17 protein-coding genes are annotated in these 18,952 nt (G+C 73.2%); 8 read left to right on the top strand and 9 right to left on the bottom strand.

Translation table 11 applies throughout. The features are described from left to right. The first annotated feature begins 424 nt into the window (after positions 1 to 424). From ANAE109_RS19890 to ANAE109_RS19880, 3 genes are all read left to right on the top strand, one after another. The gene (locus ANAE109_RS19890; protein ID WP_012098686.1) at positions 425 to 1,246 is read left to right on the top strand and encodes an NAD(P)-dependent oxidoreductase; all 822 of its coding nucleotides are present in this window, start codon (positions 425 to 427) and stop codon (positions 1,244 to 1,246) included. Positions 1,247 to 1,538: 292 nt separating this feature from the next. Continuing rightward, positions 1,539 to 2,435, top strand: coding sequence for a hypothetical protein (locus tag ANAE109_RS19885; protein ID WP_041448543.1), 897 nt, complete (start codon positions 1,539 to 1,541; stop codon positions 2,433 to 2,435). Positions 2,436 to 3,038: 603 nt separating this feature from the next. Beyond that, positions 3,039 to 3,404: an immunity 53 family protein gene (locus ANAE109_RS19880; RefSeq protein WP_049768648.1), complete on the top strand. Its 366-nt coding sequence runs from the start codon at positions 3,039 to 3,041 to the stop codon at positions 3,402 to 3,404. An 85-nt stretch (positions 3,405 to 3,489) separates the two neighbouring features. On the opposite strand, the gene ANAE109_RS19875 is transcribed toward ANAE109_RS19880, so the two are convergent. The 7 genes from ANAE109_RS19875 to ANAE109_RS19840 all read right to left on the bottom strand — a co-directional run bounded on the left by ANAE109_RS19875 (position 3,490) and on the right by ANAE109_RS19840 (position 11,420). Beyond that, positions 3,490 to 4,308, bottom strand: coding sequence for an ABC transporter ATP-binding protein (locus ANAE109_RS19875; protein WP_012098683.1), 819 nt, complete (start codon positions 4,306 to 4,308; stop codon positions 3,490 to 3,492). Continuing rightward, positions 4,305 to 5,129: an ABC transporter permease gene (locus ANAE109_RS19870; RefSeq protein ID WP_012098682.1), complete on the bottom strand. Its 825-nt coding sequence runs from the start codon at positions 5,127 to 5,129 to the stop codon at positions 4,305 to 4,307. Before ANAE109_RS19870 ends, ANAE109_RS19875 begins: the two co-directional genes overlap by 4 nt. Continuing rightward, positions 5,126 to 6,088, bottom strand: coding sequence for an ABC transporter substrate-binding protein (locus ANAE109_RS19865; protein WP_012098681.1), 963 nt, complete (start codon positions 6,086 to 6,088; stop codon positions 5,126 to 5,128). Before ANAE109_RS19865 ends, ANAE109_RS19870 begins: the two co-directional genes overlap by 4 nt. 149 nt (positions 6,089 to 6,237) lie before the next feature. Further along, positions 6,238 to 7,566, bottom strand: a complete 1,329-nt coding sequence (locus tag ANAE109_RS19860; RefSeq protein WP_041448542.1) for a cation:proton antiporter — start codon at positions 7,564 to 7,566, stop codon at positions 6,238 to 6,240. After that, positions 7,563 to 9,152, bottom strand: a complete 1,590-nt coding sequence (locus ANAE109_RS23725) for a cation:proton antiporter (RefSeq protein WP_012098679.1) — start codon at positions 9,150 to 9,152, stop codon at positions 7,563 to 7,565. Before ANAE109_RS23725 ends, ANAE109_RS19860 begins: the two co-directional genes overlap by 4 nt. Before the next feature lie 50 nt (positions 9,153 to 9,202). Next, the gene (locus ANAE109_RS19845; RefSeq protein ID WP_012098678.1) at positions 9,203 to 10,561 is read right to left on the bottom strand and encodes a TrpB-like pyridoxal phosphate-dependent enzyme; all 1,359 of its coding nucleotides are present in this window, start codon (positions 10,559 to 10,561) and stop codon (positions 9,203 to 9,205) included. An 85-nt stretch (positions 10,562 to 10,646) separates the two neighbouring features. After that, entirely contained in the window at positions 10,647 to 11,420 is a 774-nt protein-coding gene (locus ANAE109_RS19840) for an SDR family NAD(P)-dependent oxidoreductase (protein WP_012098677.1), read from the bottom strand. A gap of 178 nt (positions 11,421 to 11,598) precedes the next feature. On the opposite strand from ANAE109_RS19840, the gene ANAE109_RS19835 reads away from it, so the two are divergent. The 4 genes from ANAE109_RS19835 (at position 11,599) to ANAE109_RS19820 (ending at position 16,311) form a co-directional block, all read left to right on the top strand. Then, entirely contained in the window at positions 11,599 to 14,412 is a 2,814-nt protein-coding gene (locus ANAE109_RS19835; protein WP_012098676.1) for an HAD-IC family P-type ATPase, read from the top strand. A 162-nt stretch (positions 14,413 to 14,574) separates the two neighbouring features. After that, complete coding sequence (locus ANAE109_RS19830; protein ID WP_012098675.1) at positions 14,575 to 15,117, top strand: response regulator; 543 nt, start codon at positions 14,575 to 14,577, stop codon at positions 15,115 to 15,117. Positions 15,118 to 15,309: 192 nt separating this feature from the next. Then, positions 15,310 to 15,522, top strand: a complete 213-nt coding sequence (locus ANAE109_RS19825; protein WP_012098674.1) for an acetyl-CoA carboxylase biotin carboxyl carrier protein subunit — start codon at positions 15,310 to 15,312, stop codon at positions 15,520 to 15,522. A gap of 3 nt (positions 15,523 to 15,525) precedes the next feature. Further along, entirely contained in the window at positions 15,526 to 16,311 is a 786-nt protein-coding gene (locus tag ANAE109_RS19820) for an enoyl-CoA hydratase-related protein (RefSeq protein WP_012098673.1), read from the top strand. Here the strand turns inward: ANAE109_RS19820 and ANAE109_RS19815 are convergent. Both ANAE109_RS19815 and ANAE109_RS19810 read right to left on the bottom strand, forming a co-directional pair. Continuing rightward, on the bottom strand, positions 16,298 to 16,885 hold the full coding sequence (locus ANAE109_RS19815) for an FHA domain-containing protein (RefSeq protein WP_012098672.1): 588 nt from the start codon (positions 16,883 to 16,885) through the stop codon (positions 16,298 to 16,300). The two genes, ANAE109_RS19820 and ANAE109_RS19815, sit on opposite strands and share 14 nt — an antisense overlap. Continuing rightward, entirely contained in the window at positions 16,882 to 18,579 is a 1,698-nt protein-coding gene (locus tag ANAE109_RS19810; RefSeq protein WP_041448539.1) for a serine/threonine-protein kinase, read from the bottom strand. The genes ANAE109_RS19815 and ANAE109_RS19810 overlap by 4 nt, the downstream gene beginning before the upstream one ends. A 173-nt stretch (positions 18,580 to 18,752) precedes the next feature. Here ANAE109_RS19810 and ANAE109_RS25915 point away from each other — a divergent pair, with 173 nt between their 5' ends. After that, positions 18,753 to 18,932 (top strand): hypothetical protein, encoded by a 180-nt coding sequence (locus tag ANAE109_RS25915; protein WP_041448538.1) that lies wholly within the window; start codon positions 18,753 to 18,755, stop codon positions 18,930 to 18,932. Positions 18,933 to 18,952 lie beyond the last annotated feature (20 nt).

The following is an 18,952-nucleotide window of genomic DNA, read 5'->3' as shown; positions in this document are numbered from 1 at the left end:
GGGTGAAGTCAACGGGCGCCCGGATCAGCGGGTTTCACGCGCTGGCAATGCGTTCAGGGCGCGATCACGGCGGGTGGGTGTAGGCGCATGCCTACATACGACGGGCGGGCGTCTGGAGCCGGCGGGGACACCCGATCGGTCGGTCGGCCGGTCGAGCGACGAGCGCTGGACCGTTCCCACTCGAGAAGGGCAGAGGGGTCCCGATCAGGCCCGATCAGGCGCGCCGGACTGTCACGGCGGGGTCGCGGTCGAGGTCGGGGTGGTCTGGGTCGCGGTGGGGGTCGCGGTGGGGGTCGCGGTGGGGGTCGCGCGGTCGGGGTCGCGGTGGGGGTCGCGGTCGGGACCTCGCCCCGCCCCGTCCGTCGCGTTGCTCCCCGCCGGGTGTCCCGCCATCCTCGCGGATCACCCCAGCGCGAGGTCGGCCATGCCTTCACTTCGAGGAAAGACGCTCTTCATCACCGGCGCGAGCCGCGGCATCGGCAAGGCGATCGGCATCGCCGCCGCCCGCGAGGGCGCGAACGTGGTGGTCGCGGCGAAGTCGAGCGCGCCGAACCCGAAGCTGCCGGGGACGATCCACGACGCCGCCCAGGAGATCGAGGCCGCCGGAGGAAAGGCGCTCGCGGTCCACTGCGACATCCGCGACGAGGCGGAGATCGCGGCGGCGGTGAAGGCGGCGGCGGAGCGGTTCGGGGGGATCGACGTGCTCGTCAACAACGCGAGCGCGATCTTCCTCGCGGGCACCGTGGCCACGCCGATGAAGCGCTACGACCTCATGCACCAGGTGAACGCGCGGGGCACCTTCGCCTGCTCGCAGGCGTGCATCCCGCTCCTGGAGAAGAGCGCGAACCCCCACATCCTGAACCTGTCGCCGCCGCTCTCCCTGAACCCGCGCTGGTTCGCCCCGCACGTCGCGTACACCATGGCGAAGTACGGCATGAGCCTGTGCGTGCTCGGGATGGCGGAGGAGCTGCGCGAGCAGGGCATCGCGGTGAACGCCCTCTGGCCGCGCACCGTGATCGCGACCGCGGCCCTGAACCTCCTCGGCGGCGAGGAGACGGCGAGGCACGGCCGGACTCCGGAGATCGTCGCGGACGCGGCGGTGGCGATCCTGAAGCGCGAGAGCCGGAGCTGCACCGGCAACTTCTTCATCGACGAGGACGTGCTTCGGGAGGAGGGCGTCGCGGGCTTCGCGAGGTACGCGGTGGAGCCGGGGCAGGAGCTGATGCCGGACCTGTTCCTCGACTGAGCGAACGCCCGAGCGGGCGCTCTTCGCAAACTCACGCGCACGCGATCGCGTGCTTGCGGGACTGCGAGCGGGCGCCCTTCCGCCGCCGAGCCCGCCGAGCCCGCCGAGCCCGCCGAGCCTGACCGAGCCGAGCCAGCCGCGAGCCGCGAGCCGCGAGCCGAGCCTGACCGAGAGTACCGCGCCGCGGACCGAGCGCCTGAGGCGCGACCCCTTCTCCTTCGGCCACGATCGGTAAATGGGTGTACCGACGCGCGGCCTGCGACGGCACGATGCGTGCCTTGCAGCCGCTCCCGTGACCACTCCTCGCCGCGTTCTGCCCGGGACCGTCTACCTCATGACTCGGCGCTGCTCGGAACGACGCTTCTTCCTTCGTCCATCCAAGCTCATCAACGAGATCTTCCTCTACGTCCTCGCGCTCGCGGCCGCCCGCCACGGCATCCTCGTCCACGCGTATTGCGTCCTCTCCAACCACGCCCACCTCATCATCACGGACCCGCTGGGACGCCTCCCCGCGTTCATGCAGTATCTCGACTCCCTCGTCGCTCGCGCGGTGAACGCCTCTCTGGGCCGCTTCGAGGGGTTCTGGGCGACCGACGGGAGCTACAGCGCGGTCGAGCCGCTCGATGCCGCGGACGTCGTCGCCAAGACCGCGTACGTGCTCGCCAACCCCGTCGCCGCCGGACTCGTCCGGCGCGGCGCGGAGTGGCCGGGCCTCTGGAGCGCCCCCGAGCAGATCGGGAACAAGCTCACGGCCACACGGCCGCAGGTCTTCTTCGACCCCAAGGGCTACCTTCCGGAGAAGGTCGAGCTCGAGCTGACGTCCCCTCCAGGCTTCGCCTCCGCGGCCGAGTTCCGCGCGCTCGTCTCGGCGGCGCTGCAGGACCTCGAGCAGAAGCATCACCGGGAGCTCGTTGCACAAGGCCGCCGGTTCCTCGGCGTCGCACGGGTGCTGGCACAGAACCCGTTCACGCGGCCGTCGGGCGGTGAGCCTCGGTTTGGGCTCAAGCCCCGGGTCGCGGCGCGCGACAAGTGGAGGAGGGTCGAAGGCCTGCTTCGCCTGAAGTCGTTCGTTCACGCGTACCGCCAAGCCTTGGCCAGGTGGAGCTCGGGCGAACGCAGCGTGGTCTTCCCCGCCGGCACCTACCTCCTGCGCGTGCTCCATGGCGTGCAGTGCGCAGGCGCAGCCTAGAACCATTCCATCCGTTCACCAGGTCCGTCCGGTCGCCTGAGTGCGCTCGCGCTCAGTCATTGCAGCGGTGTGCGCTGAAGCGGCTACTCCCCGCCTACGAACGCTGGGAACCCGCGTCGAGTGGCTCTCGGAGGCTCTTGGGAGCCAGCGCGAGCTGCCCATCCTCCTCGCGAATTGAGCATCGACTGCGTTCGCTCCTCGTGCTCGCGCTGGTTACTCTCGGGCGGGACCCCGGGCGGGACCCGCGCGCTGGTTACTCTCGGGCGGGACCCGTGTGCTCGCGCTGGTTACTCTCGGGCGGGACCCGCGCTGGTTACTCTCGGGCGGGACCCGCGCGATCCTCGGCGCGGGGGTGACGCTGGGGCTCGGGGTTGCGGACGTCATCTCGAAGTGCGATGGCCCACCGCTACCCAAGACGTGTGAACCGTGCGTTGGGGTAAGCGACGCGCCCGGCGGGCGGCAAGTCCGGTACGACAAAGTGCCGCCGAGCAAGCCGCACTTTCCGTGCCCGGGGGATCACGTTCACGTCGAGGAGTGGATCATGAATCAAAACTCTGTGACGTGCGAATGCTTCTACAACAAGAAGGAGAGCGTCATTTGCCTATGAACGTCGCCCCTGACGCTACTGACGAGTTGGAGTGGCTCCAGCAATGGTACGCGAGCCGATGTGACGGACAGTGGGAGCACGAGAAGGGCGTCAGCATCGAGACCATCGACAACCCGGGCTGGCGGGTGATGATCGACATCGACAAGGACGGCTTCGAGAAGGGCGACGGAGTTCTAGAAGTCGTCGGGGACCCTCCGAGCGAGGCCAATCAGAACATCGGTGGTCCGGACTGGATGATCTGTCGAACCCAGGGTGCTCGATTCATCGGTGCAGGCGACGCTGGCAAGTTGGCTGCGATCATTCGCTGCTTCCGAGAGAAAGTTGCTCGCGCTGAGTTGGCGGCCAAAGGCGAGGCCAAGTAGCGATCCGCAGCTCGGTGCATGGCCTGCTCCAGCGGAGGCGAGCCTCTCCCCCGGCTCTTTCGGCCGCCGCTCGGCGTGATCCTCCTCAGTCCGCCCTCACCCCGCCCGCCTCGGCCTCGGCGTGCCGCGCCTGCTCCTCCATCACCATCTGCGAGACCTCGCGCTTCAGCGCGTTGAACTCGGCCGCGGCGGGGTCGCGCGGGCGGGGGAGCGTCACCGGGACGATCCGCTTCACGGTGCCGGGCCGGTAGGTCATCACCACCACGCGGTCGGCGAGGTAGATCGACTCCTCGATCCCGTGGGTGACGAACAGGATCGTCTTGCGCAGCTCGGCCCAGAGGCGGAGCAGCTCGTCCTGCAGGTTCCGCCGCGTGAGCGCGTCGAGCGCGCCGAACGGCTCGTCCATGAGGAGCATGGGCGAGTCGATGGCCAGCACCCGCGCGATGGCGACGCGCTGGCGCATGCCGCCGGAGAGGTCCTTCGGGAAGCGGTCGCGGAACTCGCGCAGGTTGAGCATGGCGAGGAGCGCGTCCACGCGCTCGCGCCGCTGGCGCGCCGGCGTCCCCTTCGTCTCGAGCCCGAAGGCGACGTTCCGCTCGACGGTCATCCACGGGAAGAGCGCGTACTCCTGGAACACCATCGCGCGGTCGGGGCCGGGGCCGGTCACCGGCCGGCCGCCGGCGACGATGGCGCCGGACGTCGGCGGCGAGAACCCGGCCACGGCATTGAGGAGCGTGGACTTTCCGCAGCCGGACGGGCCGAGGAGGCACACGAACTCGCCGGGCGCCACGTCCAGGTCGATCCCGTCGAGCGCGACGACCTCGCCGGCTCCCCCGCTGAACACCTTGCGCACCCCGCGGATCTGGATGGCGGGCGCGGCGGCGACCTCGGCGCCGGCCATCATCCCTCCATCCCGCGGTGCCAGCGCAGCAGCCAGCCGTTGAGGCGGTTCATGAAGAAGTCGATCCCGAGCCCGGCGAGGCCGATGCTGATCATCCCGGCGATCACCTTGTCCGACCAGAAGTACTCGCGCGCCTCGAGGATGCGGTACCCGAGCCCGGAGTTCACCGCGATCATCTCGGCCACGATGACCACGATGAACGCGACCCCGATGCCGATCCGGACCCCGGCCAGGATGTACGGCATCGCCGCCGGGATCATGATCCGCCAGAACAGCGTCCACTCGGAGGCGCCGAGGTTCTTCGCCGCGCGCAGGTAGATGGCGTCCACGTTCCGGACGCCGGCGATGGTGTTCATGAGGATGGGGAAGAAGGCGCCGAGCGAGATGAGGAAGAACGCGGGCGGGTTCCCGAGGCCGAACCAGAGGATGGCGAGCGGGATGTAGGCGATGGGCGGGATCGGCCGGAGGATCTGCACGAGCGGGTTCATGAGCTCGTAGACCATGGGCTTCGCGCCCATGAGCAGGCCGAGCGGGAGCGCCAGCACGGCGCCGAGCGCGAAGCCGCCCGCGACGCGGATGAGGCTCGCGAGGGCGTCGTGCGGCAGCTCGCCGGAGAAGATCCAGGCGAGCCGGCTCCCCTCCGCCGGATCGTAGGGCGCGAGGGGGCGCGCGTAGTCGATCCAGCGCAGCAGCACCTGGGACGGGGCGGGCAGGACGATGGGGGAGACCCAGCCCGCGCGCGAGATCCCCTCCCACGCGGCGATCACGATCGCCGGGACGAGGAGCTGGCGCGCGAGCCGGATGGCCTGGGAGCGCAGGGTCACTTGTCGAACTTCGCCTTCGCCTTCTGGAGCAGATCGAGCTTCACCCAGTCCTGCGCCTTCGGCGGCCGCTGCATCTTGCCGACGCCGTACTTCACCATGAGGTCGGTGGTCGTCTGGACGTGCTCCACCGTGATGTCGTGCGTGAAGGGCGAGTTCGCGATCGCGTCCTTGTAGTCCTGGCTCGTGATCTGCCCCTTGAACATCTGCTCGACCACGTACTTCTCGGCGAACTTGGGATCGGCGAGGAACTTGTTCGTCGAGTCCACGAAGCAGTCGATCACGCGCTGGGCGACGTCCGGCTTCTCCTTGTAGAGCTTCTCGGTCATCACGAGCGCCCGCACCGGCTCGCCGAGCGGCGTGTCGTAGGGCTTCAGGAGCTCCCGCCCGAAGCCCTTGTTGATGGCCTGCGACGACTGGGGCTCGGACTGGCACATCGCGTCCACCTGCTTCTGCATGAGGGCCTGGTTGAGGTCGGCGAAGGGCAGGTAGACGAGCAGGACGTCCTTGCCCGGCTTGTCCGACCAGGTGAGCCCGTGCTTCGCGAGCTCGGCGAGGAGCAGGAGCTCCTGGGCGCCGCCGCGGGCGACGCCGACCTTCTTGCCCTTCAGATCGGCCACCGACTTGATGGGCGCGTCCGTCGCGGCGACGAGCCGCGCGCCGCCCTTGGCGAAGCCGGCGACCACGTAGATCCGCCCGCCGCCGGCGCGGTTCGCGATGGCGGCGTCGGCGGCGCTGGCCGCGAGGTCCACCTCGCCCTTCACGATGGCGGGGAAGATGTCGATGCCCTTCGGGAAGACGATCTCCTCGACCTTGAGGCCGAACTTCCCGCAGTGGTCCTTCATGTACGAGACCGCGCCGTAGTGCGCGAACTTGAGGTTGCCGAGGCGGACGACGTCCTGCGCGCGGGCGGGCCCGGCGAGGGTGAGGGCGGCCACGGCGAGGGCGAGGAAGCGGGTCATGAGGTCCTCCGGTGGGGCCGCGACGCGAGTTCACGCACCGTCGCGGGGCGTAGACGGAGGCTTACGCCGCGGACGAGGGGTCCGCCGTTCTCCAATGGGGCGTTCCGGGAGCCTCCGCCCCACGGGCGCGGCGACCGGGCGCGGAGGCCTCAGCCGTGGTGCACCGCGCGCTCGTGCGACGGCGCGGGGGTCGCGCGCGCGCGGGTGCGACCGGCCTCGCCGCTCCGCACCAGGGCGAGGCGATACACGGCCGGGGCCACGAGCTCGTTCATCGCCACCACGCCGAGCGCCACCGCGGAGGCCTCTCCCCCGAACTCCGGGAAGGCGCGCGCGAAGAGGAGCGCCAGCGCGAGGGCGACCCCGGCCTGCGGCAGGAGCCCGAACGGCGCCCAGCGCGCCACCTCCGCCGGCGCCCCGGCGAGGCGTGCCCCGACGCGGCCGGCGGAGAGGAGCGCGGCCGCGCGGACCGCCACGATCGCGAGCACCGGGACGGCGACGGGCGGGACGTCCGAGAGGTGCAGCTTGGCGCCGGTCACCGCGAAGAAGATGACGTACACCGGCAGGGAGGCGCCCGCGACGAGCTCGTGGAGCTCGTCCCCCAGCGCGGTGAGGTTCCGGACCAGGACGCCGGCGGTGAGCGACACGAGGAGCGGGTCGAAGCCGATCCGCTGCCCGACCTCCGCGACGACGAACGCGGCGCCGAGGACGAAGAGCGTCGCCCCGCGTCGCACCCAGCGCAGGTAGGCGGCGAGCAGCGCGGCCAGCACGAACCCTGCCACGATCGAGCCGAGCAGCTCCCAGCCGATGTGCCCCACGGCGGCGCGGGCGCCGCCCGCCACCCCCAGCGCCGCCTTCGCGACGGCCGACACGAGCGCGAAGAGCACGATCACGAACAGGTCGGCGAGGACCACCACGCCGAGCACGACGCGCGTGACGGGGCCGTCCGCGCGGAGCTCGTCGGAGAGCGCGACCACCACGGCGGGTGACTGCGCCACGAGCACGACCCCGAGCACGAGCGCCACCGCCGCCGCCTGGAAGGCCGGGAGCGCGCCGAGGAACGCGAGCTGGCCCCGCAGCAGGAACACCGTCGCGGCGATCGCTAGGGCGCCGCCGACGACGCCCAGCGCGGTGGTGAGCCCGATGGTGCGGGCGAGCGGGCGGACGCGGTCGATGCGCAGCTCCGTGCCGGCGGTGAGGGCGATGAGCGAGACGGCCACGCCGTTCACGATCTGGAGGTTCTCGACGACGGCCTCGTCGAGGAACCCCAGCACCGAGGGGCCCACGATCACTCCGGCGGCGATGTAGCCGGTCAGCTTGGGGAGCCGCAGCGCGGAGAAGATCCGGCCCGAGAGGAAGGCCGTGAGCAGCAGGTAGCCGAAGCCGAGCGAGGTGCCGGCGGGCGCCGCGCCGCCGGTCGAGAACGTGCGCGCCGTGTGCATCAGGCCGGCGAGCAAGGCGAGGAGCACCGCGTCGATCACGGCGACGGCTCCGGCGCCGGCCGCGGCGGGAAGCGGCGGCGGCGGACGGCGTGGACGAGCGCCTCGGTGACGAGCGCGCCCCCGACGACCGCGACCACCGCGTCGGCGATGGAGCCGCCGGGGTAGAGGAGCTGCGCGTTCACGACGATGGCGATGGCGAGGGAGCCGACGGGGGCGGCGGCGACCACCCGGCGGGCCGGCTCGTCGAGCTCGAGCGCGCCGATGCGCGCCGCGGTCCGCGCGCCCACCCAGCGCCCGAGCACGCGGGCGCCCACGAACACCGGGATGAGCAGCCAGCCCGTGACCGAGCGCGTCGGCCAGAGCGCGCCGAGGATGACGAGCAGGACGAGGTGGATGGGCCGCTCGAGCAGGTCGAGCACCGCGCGGAAGCGCGCCTGGTGCGCGCCGGGGAAGTTCGCGAGCAGCACGCCGGCCACGAAGCAGACGACCACCGACGACAGGTGCAGGTACCCGGCGAGCCCCGACGAGAAGGCGACCGAGCCGAGCGTCAGCACCGAGAACTCGGCTCCGCTCCGCGCGCGGCGCAGCAGCACGAGCACGACGAGCCCGAGGAGCGTGCCGGCGCCGGCGGTGAGCATGAGCCAGGCGGTGCCCGGCAGCCGCCACGTCACGGCGTCCCCCTGCGGGCGGAAGTAGGCGGCCACCAGGGCGAGGCCCAGGATGCCGGCGATCTCCTCGAGGCGGACGATCCGCCAGACCGCCGCGGTGGCGGCGGGCTGCGTGCCGGGCGGGAGCAGGTGCGGCACGGTGGCGGCGGTCATCGACGCCGCGGTCCCCAGCACGATCGCGTCGCGCAGGAACACCGGGTCGCTGAACCGGTCGGCGAGCGCGCCGGAGGGGACGAGGACCGCCGCGGCCGCGGCGACCACCGCGGCGAACGGCAGCGACGAGAGCAGCGCCGCCGAGGCGACGGCGCGCTCGTCGGTCCCGGAGAGCTGGCGCGCGTCCAGCCGGAACCCGACGATGAAGCCGATCCAGCCGAGGCCCAGCCGCAGGACCGGCGCGAGCTGGGCGAGCACGTCGTCCGAGAGCACGCCGAAGGGAGGCGACCGCGCCAGCATGCCGAGGGCGATGAAGGGCAGGCCCGCCGTGACGAGGTGCGAGACGCCGATGCGCCGCTCGAAGCGCTCGACCGCGGGGTGCGCCGCGGCGTAGGCCAGGGCGAGCATCAGCGCCAGCCCGATGATGGTCCGGATGACGATCGCCGGCCGCTGCGGCGGGGCCACCGCCTCGGGACGCCCGGGGGACTCCAGCACCGGGGCCAGCGCGGGGTCGGGCGCGATGGGCGGCAGCGCGCGCGGCGGGGGGCGGGTGGGGGCGGGGCCGGGCAGGACGGGGTCCGCGTCCTGCGGGCCGAGGGTCGCCTCGTCCTGGGCGAGGTCCTCAGCGGGGTCGGGGTCCTTGGTTGCTGGGGGGAGGGGGGTCGGGGTGGTCGGCCCCTCGGCGGAGACGCCCGCCCGCCCTTCGACAGGCTCAGGGCGAGCGGCCTCGACCGGCCCGATCTCGGCCGCCGGACGCCTCTCCGCCGCCGCGGCGACGGCGGAGACGAGCAACGCGCTGGCCATCAGGGCCGCGGCGAGGCACGCGCGGCCGGGAGACGTGCGACCCGGCAAAGCTAGAGCTTCACCTTCGGGAGGTTCTCGAGCGAGGCCGCGACGCTCTCCGCCGGGTACTCGAAGTCCTCGAGCTGCCCCGCGAAGTAGGCGTCGTAGGCCGCCATGTCGACGTGTCCGTGGCCGGACAGGTTGAAGAGGATGACGCGGGCCTTCCCCTCCTCCTTCGCGCGCAGCGCCTCGTCCACCGCGCCGCGGATGGCGTGCGACGACTCGGGCGCGGGGATGATCGCCTCGGTCCGGGCGAAGAGCGTGGCCGCCTCGAAGCAGGCGAGCTGGCCCACCGCGCGCGCCTCGACGAGCCCGTGGTGCACGAGCTGTGACACGAGCGGCGACGCGCCGTGGTAGCGCAGGCCGCCCGCGTGGATGCCGGGGGGCATGAAGTCGTGACCGAGCGTGTACATCTTGGTGATGGGCGCCATCTTCGCCGTGTCACCGTAGTCGAAGGCGTAGACGCCCTTCGTCAGCGTCGGGCAGGACGACGGCTCCATGGCCACCACGCGGACCTGCTTCCCGGCGGCCTTGTCGGCGATGAAGGGGAAGCCCACGCCCGCGAAGTTCGAGCCGCCGCCGTGCGCCGCGATCACGACGTCCGGGTAGTCGCCCGCGAGGGCGAGCTGCTCCTTCGCCTCGAGCCCGATCACGGTCTGGTGCAGGCAGACGTGGTTCAGCACGCTGCCGAGCGCGTAGCGGGTGTCCTCCCGGGAGACGGCGTCCTCGACCGCCTCGGAGATCGCGATCCCGAGCGACCCCTGGCTCTCGGGGTCCTTCGCCAGGATCGCGCGGCCGGCCGCGGTGCGGGGGGAGGGCGATGGCACGACCTCCGCTCCCCACAGCTGCATCATGCTCTTGCGGTAGGGCTTCTGCTGGAACGAGACCTTCACCATGTAGACCGTGCACTCGAGGCCGTACATCTGGCACGCGAGCGCCATCGAGCTGCCCCACTGGCCGGCGCCGGTCTCCGTGGCGATCCGCTTCGTGCCCGCGAGCTTGTTGTAGTAGGCCTGCGGCACCGCGGTGTTCGGCTTGTGCGAGCCGGCGGGCGAGACGCCCTCGTACTTGTAGTAGATGCGGGCGGGGGTCCCCAGCGCCGCCTCGAGCCGGCGCGCGCGGAAGAGCGGCGAGGGGCGCCAGAGGGCGTAGATCTGCCGGATCTCCTCGGGGATCGGGATCCAGCGCGTGCTCGACATCTCCTGCTCGAGGATCGGCGCGGGGAAGAGCGGGAGCATGTCCGCGGGGGTCACCGGCTTGCCGGTGGCGGGGTGGAGCACGGGCGCGGGCGGCGCGGGCAGATCCGCCACCACGTTGTACCAGTGGGTGGGGATGCGGTCCTCGCCAAGGAGGTACTTGGTCTGCTGCATGGGTCTCCTCGAGGAAAGGGGGGCGATTAGCGCAGGACGACCGCCGGCGCGTCAAGCCCTGGGAGCGCCGCCGTCTCTCGCCCGGTCAGGCCATCACCTCGCCGCCGTCGACGTGGATCGCCTGGCCGGTGATCGCGCCGTTCGACGCGAGCAGCACCGCGACGTCCGCCACCTCCTCCGGCAGCGCGGCGCGGCCGAGCGGGTTGTCGCGCAGCATCGCCTCGCGCGCCTCCGCCCGCGTCCGGCCGGTGGAGGCGGCGATCCCGCTCGCCGCCTCCTCCATCATGCGCGTCTCGGTCCAGCTCGGGCAGATCGCGTTCGCCGTCACCCCCTTGCGCGCGCCCTCGAGCGCGAGGCTGCGGGTGAGCCCGATGAGGCCGTGCTTCGCGGCCGAGTAGGCGGCGCCGTACTTCAGCCCGATCTTGCCGGCCACGGAGGCGATGTTGATCACGCGCCCGAAGCGCCGCTCGTACATCCCGGGCAGGCAGGCGCGGGCGAGGACGAAGGGGCCGGTGAGATCCACCGCCAGGATCCCGTCCCACAGGGCGTCGTCGAGCCGGTGCACCGGCGCGCTGCCGTGCATGCCGGCGTTGTTCACGAGCACGTCGACCGGTCCGAGCCGCGCCTCGACCTCCCGCGGCGCCACGGCGAGGCGCGCCCGGTCCGACAGGTCGAGCGGGAAGAAGTGCGTCTTCCGCCCCAGCGCCGCGATCTCCGCCGCGACCGCCTCGATCTCCGGGACCGTCCTGGCGGCGACCGCCACGTCCGCTCCGGCCCGCGCCAGCGCGAGGGCGATCGCGCGACCGATCCCGCGCCCGCCACCGGTCACGAGCGCGACGCGTCCCTGCAAGGGCTCCATGCGGCCTCCTCACGTCCCAATGGGCTCCACCAGACCATACCGGCCCGCGGGCGGCGCTCGCAATGCCCGCCGGCGCCGAGACTTCGGTCCGACCTCAGCATGACCCGGAATTTATCTGATGGTCCGCGAGCGGCGCCGCCCACAGCCTGAGGGGACGGTCTTTCGAGCGAGGAACTCGATGAGCGAGACGACGACCACTCCCCGAGGCGCCACCCACACCCCCGCGCTCGCGTGGCACGCGCTGGCCTCCGCCGAGGCGCTCGCGCGGCTCGGTACCTCCGAGGCCGGGCTCGTCCCCCAGGAGGCGGCCGACCGGCTCGCCCGCTGCGGACCGAACCTCCTCGCGCGGGACGAGGGGCCGGGGCCGATCCGGATCCTGCTCCGGCAGCTGCACGAGCCCATCGTCTATCTCCTCCTCGCCTCCAGCGCGCTGGCGATGGCGCTCGGGAAGCCGGTGGACGGAGCCGTCGTGCTGGGCGCGGTGGTGGTGAACGCCCTCATCGGCTTCGTGCAGGAGTATCGCGCCGGCCGCGCCATCGCGGCGCTCTCGCGCATGGTCCCCGACGTCGCCACGGTGGTGCGCGGCGGGCGCCGCCTCAGCGTCCCCGCCGCGGAGCTCGTGCCCGGAGACGTCGTGGTGCTCGCCTCCGGCGACCGCGTCCCTGCCGACGCCCGCGTCCTGTCCGCGCGCCAGCTGCACGCGGACGAGGCGGCGCTCACCGGCGAGTCCCTCCCCGTCGCGAAGCACGTCGAGCCCGCGAACGCGGACGCGCCGCTCGGCGACCGAAGGAGCCTGCTCTACGGCGGGACGCACGTGACCTCCGGTAGCGGGATGGCGGTGGTGGTCGCGACCGGGGGCGCGACCGAGCTCGGCCGGATCTCCGCCCTGCTCGGCCAGGTGATCGAGCTGCAGACGCCGCTCACGCGAGCCCTCGGGCGCGTCGGGCGGTGGCTCACGGTCGGCGTCGTCGCGCTCGGCCTCGCGCTCCTCGCCGTCGGCCTGCTGCGCGGCTACTCCCTCGCGGACGGGCTCCTCGTCGCCGTCACCATCGCGGTCGCGGCCATCCCGGAGGGCCTCCCCGCGATCATCACCATCGCGCTCGCGATCGGCGTGCAGCGCATGGCGCGCCGTCGCGCGGTCGTCCGCCACCTCCCGTCCGTCGAGACCCTCGGCTCCACCACCGTCATCTGCACCGACAAGACCGGCACGCTCACGCGCAACGAGATGACCGTGCAGCAGGTGTGGACGCCCGTCGCGCAGTACGACGTCTCCGGGGTCGGCTACGCGCCAGAGGGGGTCGTCAGCCGCGCGGGCGTCGAGGTCGGGCAGCCCCCCGAGGAGCTCGCGGCGGCGCTCCGGGCCGCGGCGCTCTGCAACGACGCGTCGCTGCACGCGAAGGAAGGCGCCTGGGCGGTGGCGGGTGACCCGACGGAGGGCGCGCTCGTCGTCGCCGCCGAGAAGGCGGGGCTCGCGGTCGACGACCTGCGCCGGGACTGGCCGAGGCTCGACGCGATCCCCTTCGAGTCGGAGCGGCAGTACATGGCGACCCTGCACGCCCTCCCCTCGGCTCGGGCGGTGCAGCGGGCGCCCGCCGGCGCCTCGATCTTCGTGAAAGGCGCGCCGGAGGTGGTCCTCGCGCGCTGCGCGCTGCCGGAGGGCGCGGACGCGGTGCTCGGCGAGGTCCACGCGCTCGCGCGCCAGGGCATGCGCGTCCTCGCGCTCGCCCACCGCCGCGCGGACGGAGCGACCGCGCTCCACGAGGAGGACGTCCGCGACCTGACCTTCCTCGGGCTCGCCGGCATGATCGATCCGCCGCGGCCGGAGGCGGTCGCCGCGATCGCCGCCTGCCACGGCGCGGGCGTCGCCGTGAAGATGATCACCGGAGACCACCGGGGGACGGCGGAGGCCATCGGGGCGCGCCTCGGCCTGCTCGGGCCCGGCCAGCGCGCCCTCACCGGCGCCGAGCTCGGCGCCCTCGACGGCGCCGCGCTACGTCGCGCCGCGCACGAGGTGAACGTGTTCGCCCGCGTCGCGCCCGAGCACAAGCTGCGGCTCGTGCGCGCGCTGCAGGAGGAGGGGCACGTCGTCGCGATGACCGGCGACGGCGTGAACGACGCTCCCGCGCTGAAGCAGGCGGACATCGGCGTCGCCATGGGCATCACCGGCACGGCGGTGGCGAAGGAGGCCTCGGACGTCGTGCTCGCCGACGATCACTTCGCGACCATCTCCGCGGCCGTCGAGGAGGGCCGGCGCACCTACGACAACCTCGTCAAGGCGCTCGCGTTCGTGCTGCCGACGAACCTGGGGCTCGGGGCCATCCTCGTGGTGGCGGTGCTGTTCTTCCCGCTGCACGAGGTGGGGGGCGCGCTCGAGCCGCTCCTGCCCATCCTGCCCACGCAGCTCCTGTGGGTGAACCTCGTCGCCTCGGTGGCGCTCGCGCTGCCGCTCGCCTTCGAGGTGAAGGAGCGGGACGTGATGCGGCGTCCCCCGCGCGACCCCGGCGCGCCGGTGCTCGGGGCGTTCGTGGTCGCGCGCACCGTGCTGGTCGCCTTCCTCATGGCGGGGGCCGCGGTGGGGCTCTTCCTGTGGGAGTACCGGCGCGAGGCGCCGCTCGTGGGGCACGCGGTCGCGCTCGCCGAGGCGCGTACGATGGCGGTCACGACGGTCGTCTTCTTCCAGGCGTTCTACCTCCTCAACTGCCGCTCGCTCCGCGAGTCCGCCTTCCGGATCGGCTTCTTCTCGAACCGGATGGTCTTCGTCGGCATCGCCGCGCTCGCGGCGCTGCAGGTCGCCTTCATCTACCTGCCGCCGCTGCAGTCGGTGTTCGGGACCGCCGCGCTGGTCCCCCGCGACGTCGCCCTCGCGGCGCTGGCCGGCGCGGTGGTGCTGCCGGTGGTCTCCGTGGAGAAGCTGCTCCGCGCCCGCGCCGCTGCCCGGGTCAGCCGCCCGCCGGCGCGTCCGCGGCCTGACCTGGCGCGCGCGGCGCCCTGACGCCGGGACGTGGTCCCGAGGGGGTGCGGCCCACGCGTCGGCGGCGTCCCCCGGGCGAGTGACGCATCGGCACGGTTCGCTTGCGGCGTGCCTCGATCGCAGCGGAACCCGCCATCATGGGGGCTCGCTCGCGGCGGGCCGCCGCAGCTCGTTGGAGGGGACATGCACGACGAGACACGCGGGCCGCAGGCCCGGACCGCCGAGGAGCCCTCGCACGCGCCGCAGGACGCGCGCGTGCTCGTCGTCGAGGACAACGCGCTGGTCGCCTCGATGTACGAGGCGGCGCTGCGCCGGGTGTCGGAGGGCGACCGCCTGCCGCTGGCGGTGGAGATCGCGCGCGACGGCGGTGAGGCGCTCGCGCGGCTCCTGCGCCCGCCGACCGTGGACGTCGTCGTGACCGACGTCTTCATGCCCGACATCTCCGGCGTCGAGCTCGTCGAGCAGATCCGGGCCGCGCCGCTGCTCTCCTCGCTCCCGGTCGTCGTGGCGACGAGCGGCGGCGCTCGCGAGGAGGACCGCCTCGCGGCGCTCGGCATCACCCGCTTCCTGCGAAAGCCGGTGAGCTTCGAGGGGCTCGCCGACGCAGTGCGCGACGCGCTGCGCGGACGAGGCTCCCCCGCGGGGGCCACGGCCGCGGCGGGGTTGACGTCCGCCGATCCGGTGGGCATTGATCGGCTACACGCGATACCGGTCTCACGCCGGTAAACCGAGGAGTGGTCGCCCCCGGTACGTCGCTGCGAGGGTCCGCCATCGAGCGGACCCTCTTCATTTCTGGCGCGCGCGCAGACGCGCCGCGCCCGCCGCCCCCGCCCGTCCCCCGTGCGTGTTGCCGGGCGGGCGCCTCCGGGCTAACTTCCGCGCGCACCTGTCGATCCTCATCGCGAGCGGAGATTCCTCATGGAGAAGCTCTCGGCCCACATCACCGGGACCGTCGTGCGCATCGAGAAGAGGCCCGGCGACGCGGTGAGCGCGGGCGACGCCGTCGTCATCCTCGAGTCCATGAAGATGGAGATGCCGGTCGAGGCGACGGGCGCGGGAAAGGTGCGCGAGCTCCGCTGCGCCGAGGGGCAGCCCGTCTCCGAGGGCGACCTCCTCGCCGTCATCGAGTAGCCGATGGCACCCCGCGTCCGCGCCGAGGACCACGGTCCGGTCCGCGTGCTGGTCCTCGAGAACGCCGGCAAGCGGAACGCGCTCGACTTCCAGGCTCTCGACGAGCTCGAGGCCGCCTGCGCGGCGGCGACGGCGGACGCGGTGCGCTGCCTCGTGCTGCGCGGCGCGGGCGACGACGCGTTCTCGTCCGGGTTCGACCTCGCCGAGATCTCCCTCACCTCCGCGCGCGGCGAGCGTCCGGACGAGGCGGTCGAGCGGGCCGCGGCGGCGCTCGACGAGGTGCCCTGCCCGACGGTCGCCTTCCTGAACGGCGGGGCGTTCGGCGGCGGCTTCGAGCTCGCCGCGACCTGCGACCTCCGCGTGGCGCGGGCGGGCGTGAAGCTCGGGATGCCCCCCGCCAAGCTCGGCGTCGTCTATCCGGAGGGCGGCCTGCGGCGGTTCCTGGATCTCGTCGGCGCGGCGCGCACCCGCGAGCTGTTCTACACCGGGCGGCCCATCGACTCCGACACCGCGCTCGCCTGGGGCATCGTGAACCGCGTCGTCCCCGCGGAGGCGGCGGAGGCCGACGCGCTCGCGCTCGCCGCGGAGATCGCGGCCAACGCGCCGCTCGCCGTCCGCGGGATGAAGCGGATCCTCCGGCTCCTCGAGGGGGCGCACGAGCGCGGCCTCTCCGACGCGGAGCGGGCCGAGATCGCGGAGCTCAGGCGGCGCGCGTTCGAGAGCGCGGACATCCGCGAGGGCAGGGCCGCGTGGCAGGAGCGGCGCCCGGCGCGGTTCAAGGGCGAGTGATCGCCGCGGGCGCGTCCTTCGGAGGGGCCGTGGCGGCGCCGAGGGCCCAGCCCGCGGCGGCGCCGAGGGCGAGCGAGATCGCGCCGACGAGGAGCAGCCGGAGGAGGCCAGCGCCGGGCGATGACGCGGGCGCGGCGGCCGGTGGCGGCCTCGGCGGCGGCGGGTGCGGCGCCGCGGCGACCGGCTCGGGAGCGGCGCCGGGGGGCACGAGGTCGCCGGCGGCCGTCGGGGGCCGCGGGGTGGGGGGCAGGGGCGGGGGCTCTCCGGGGACGCCGGCCTGCGGCTCGCCGAACACGGCGAGGTCGTAGTCGCCGATCTGGACGAGATCGCCCTCGCGCAGCCGGCGGCGGCCGGTGATCCGCTCCCCGTTCACCCGCGTCCCGGTGAGGCTGCCGAGGTCCTCGACGAGCACCGCGCCGCTCGCGCGGAGGAAGCGGGCGTGCCGGCGGGACACGTCGCGATCGGCGAGGCGGAAGGTGACGTCGTCGGCGCGGCCGACGGTGATCTCGTCGCCGGTGAACGGCACGGTCGAGCGGGTCCCCGCCTCGTCCTCGATGACGAGCCGTATCGTCACGGTCGCGGTCGGCCTCCGTCGACGCGCGCGAGCTTGCGCGCGAACTGCACCCCGTCCTTCTCCGGCAGCACCACGAACTGGTCGATCTCGTGGCCCGGGAGCGCGAGGTCGATGCGGTGCCGCTCGTCGAGCCGGACGGCCGGGATCGTCAGCGGCGTCCGTCCCACGGCGCGCTCGTCGAACCGGACCTCGGCGCCGGGGGGATCGCTCTCCACGCGCAGCGCGCCCATCGCGGAAGCGAGCCGGGCGTGCACCCGCGCCACGAGGCGGCCGGGCGTCGGCTGGGTGGTGAGCGTCACCGCGCGGAGCCCCTCTCCGCCGAGCGCCACCTCGTGCGTCCGCGTCAGGCGCACGTCCTCGATCACCGCGGGCGTGCTGAGGCCCGTGGGTGCCCCGTCGAGCGTCACCTCGGCGCCCGACGGCTCGGAGGTCACGACGAGCACGCCGGACCGCAGCCACGGGTCCGCGTAGCGCAGCCCGGCGAACCCGGCGCCCGCGACCACGAGCCCGGCCAGGAAGGCGGTCCGCAGGCGCACGCCCTCCCGGACGATGGTCCGGGGCCGCGGCGCGGGCGCAGGAGCGCGGCGGGGCTCCTGGGGGGTCGGCGGCGACGGCTCCCATGCCTGCGCGGGCGTCGCCTCGGAGGGGGGGAGCATCCCGGCCGCGGCCGCCGCGTTGGTGAGGACCTTCATGATGAGCGGGTCGTGCGCGCGGGCCGCGCGCTGCCGGGCGATCTTGTCGGCGAACACCGCCTTCATCTGGCTGGCGAGGAGGTCCTGGATCGACGAGTGAGGCGTCGGGAAGAGCACGTCGACGAGGGCGTCCGCGAAGGAGCGAGCGTCGGGGAAGCGCCGCTCCGGATCGTAGGCGAGCGCCTTCGAGACGATGGCGTCGATCTCCTTCGGCAGCCGCGGGTCGAGCGAGGTGGGCGGGACGACCTTCGCCTTGCGGGCCTGGACGAGCGACTCGACGTCGGTGGCCTTGGGGAAGGCCTTCTGCTTCGTGAGCAGCTCGTAGAGGAGGATCCCCGCCGCGAACAGGTCGACGCGGTGATCCCAGCGCTGCTCGAGCGAGGCCTGCTCGGGCGCGACGTACCCGAGCTTCCCCATGAGCATCCCCTCCTTGTAGTTGGAGAGGTTCGTCGCGGCGCGCGCGATCCCGAAGTCGAGGAGCTTCACCTCGCCCTCGTACGACACGAGCGCGTTGTCCGGCGACACGTCGCAGTGGACGATGCGGAGCGGGTGGCCCTCGCCGTCGGTCTTCCGGTGGGCGTAGTCGAGCCCCTGGAGCAGCTGCAGGACGAGGAACATCGCCTGCTCGGGCGTGAGCTGCGTCCCGGTCTTCGCGAACGCCGCCATCATCTCCTTGAGGGAGACGCCGTTCACGAGCTCCATCGAGATGAAGAAGGTCCCGTCGTTGCTGCCGCACTCGTAGATCTGGGCGATGTTCGAGTGCGTGAGCTGGACGGTCAGCTTCGCCTCGTTCACGAGCATCTTGATGAAGCCCTGATCCTGGGCCCGCGCGGGCAGGATCCGCTTCACCACCAGCTCCTTCTCGAAGCCCCCGGCGCCGGGGACGCGCGCGCGGTAGATCTCGGCCATCCCTCCCACCGCCAGCCGCTGGAGGAGGAAGAACTTCCCGAAAAGATGCGGCTTGAAGTCGGCGCCGCTCGCCTGGAGTGCTGCCTGGGCCACGATCGCGCGGATGTTAGCCCGCGCCGTGCCGGCCCCACAAGGCGCGCGCCCGCGGGACGCGCCGGCAAGCGGGCTCACGATCCGTGAGCGACCGGCCGCCGGGTGTGGTGCGTTCGCGCACGGGCGTCGCCAAGGTGGATGTGCGGCTCCAGCCGCGGAGAGGTGACGGACGTATGAGCGAGAGCCGGGACGCGAAGGACCCCCGCGACCAGCTGCGCGCGATGAACAAGCAGGCGCGGGCGGAGTTCGAGGACGAGGAGCAGGGCGACACGGGCGGCGGCGAGCACGCGACCCGCGCCGAGCGCGAGGGCGGGACCGCCGAGCGGCGACCGGCGGATCGCCGCGACGAATAGCGGCGCACGCGGACGGCGGG

The sequence above is a fragment of the Anaeromyxobacter sp. Fw109-5 genome (assembly GCF_000017505.1).
GTDB lineage: Bacteria > Myxococcota > Myxococcia > Myxococcales > Anaeromyxobacteraceae > Anaeromyxobacter.
The sequence above is the reverse complement of the archived record's forward strand: the minus strand, read 5'-3'. Positions and strand labels throughout refer to the sequence as shown.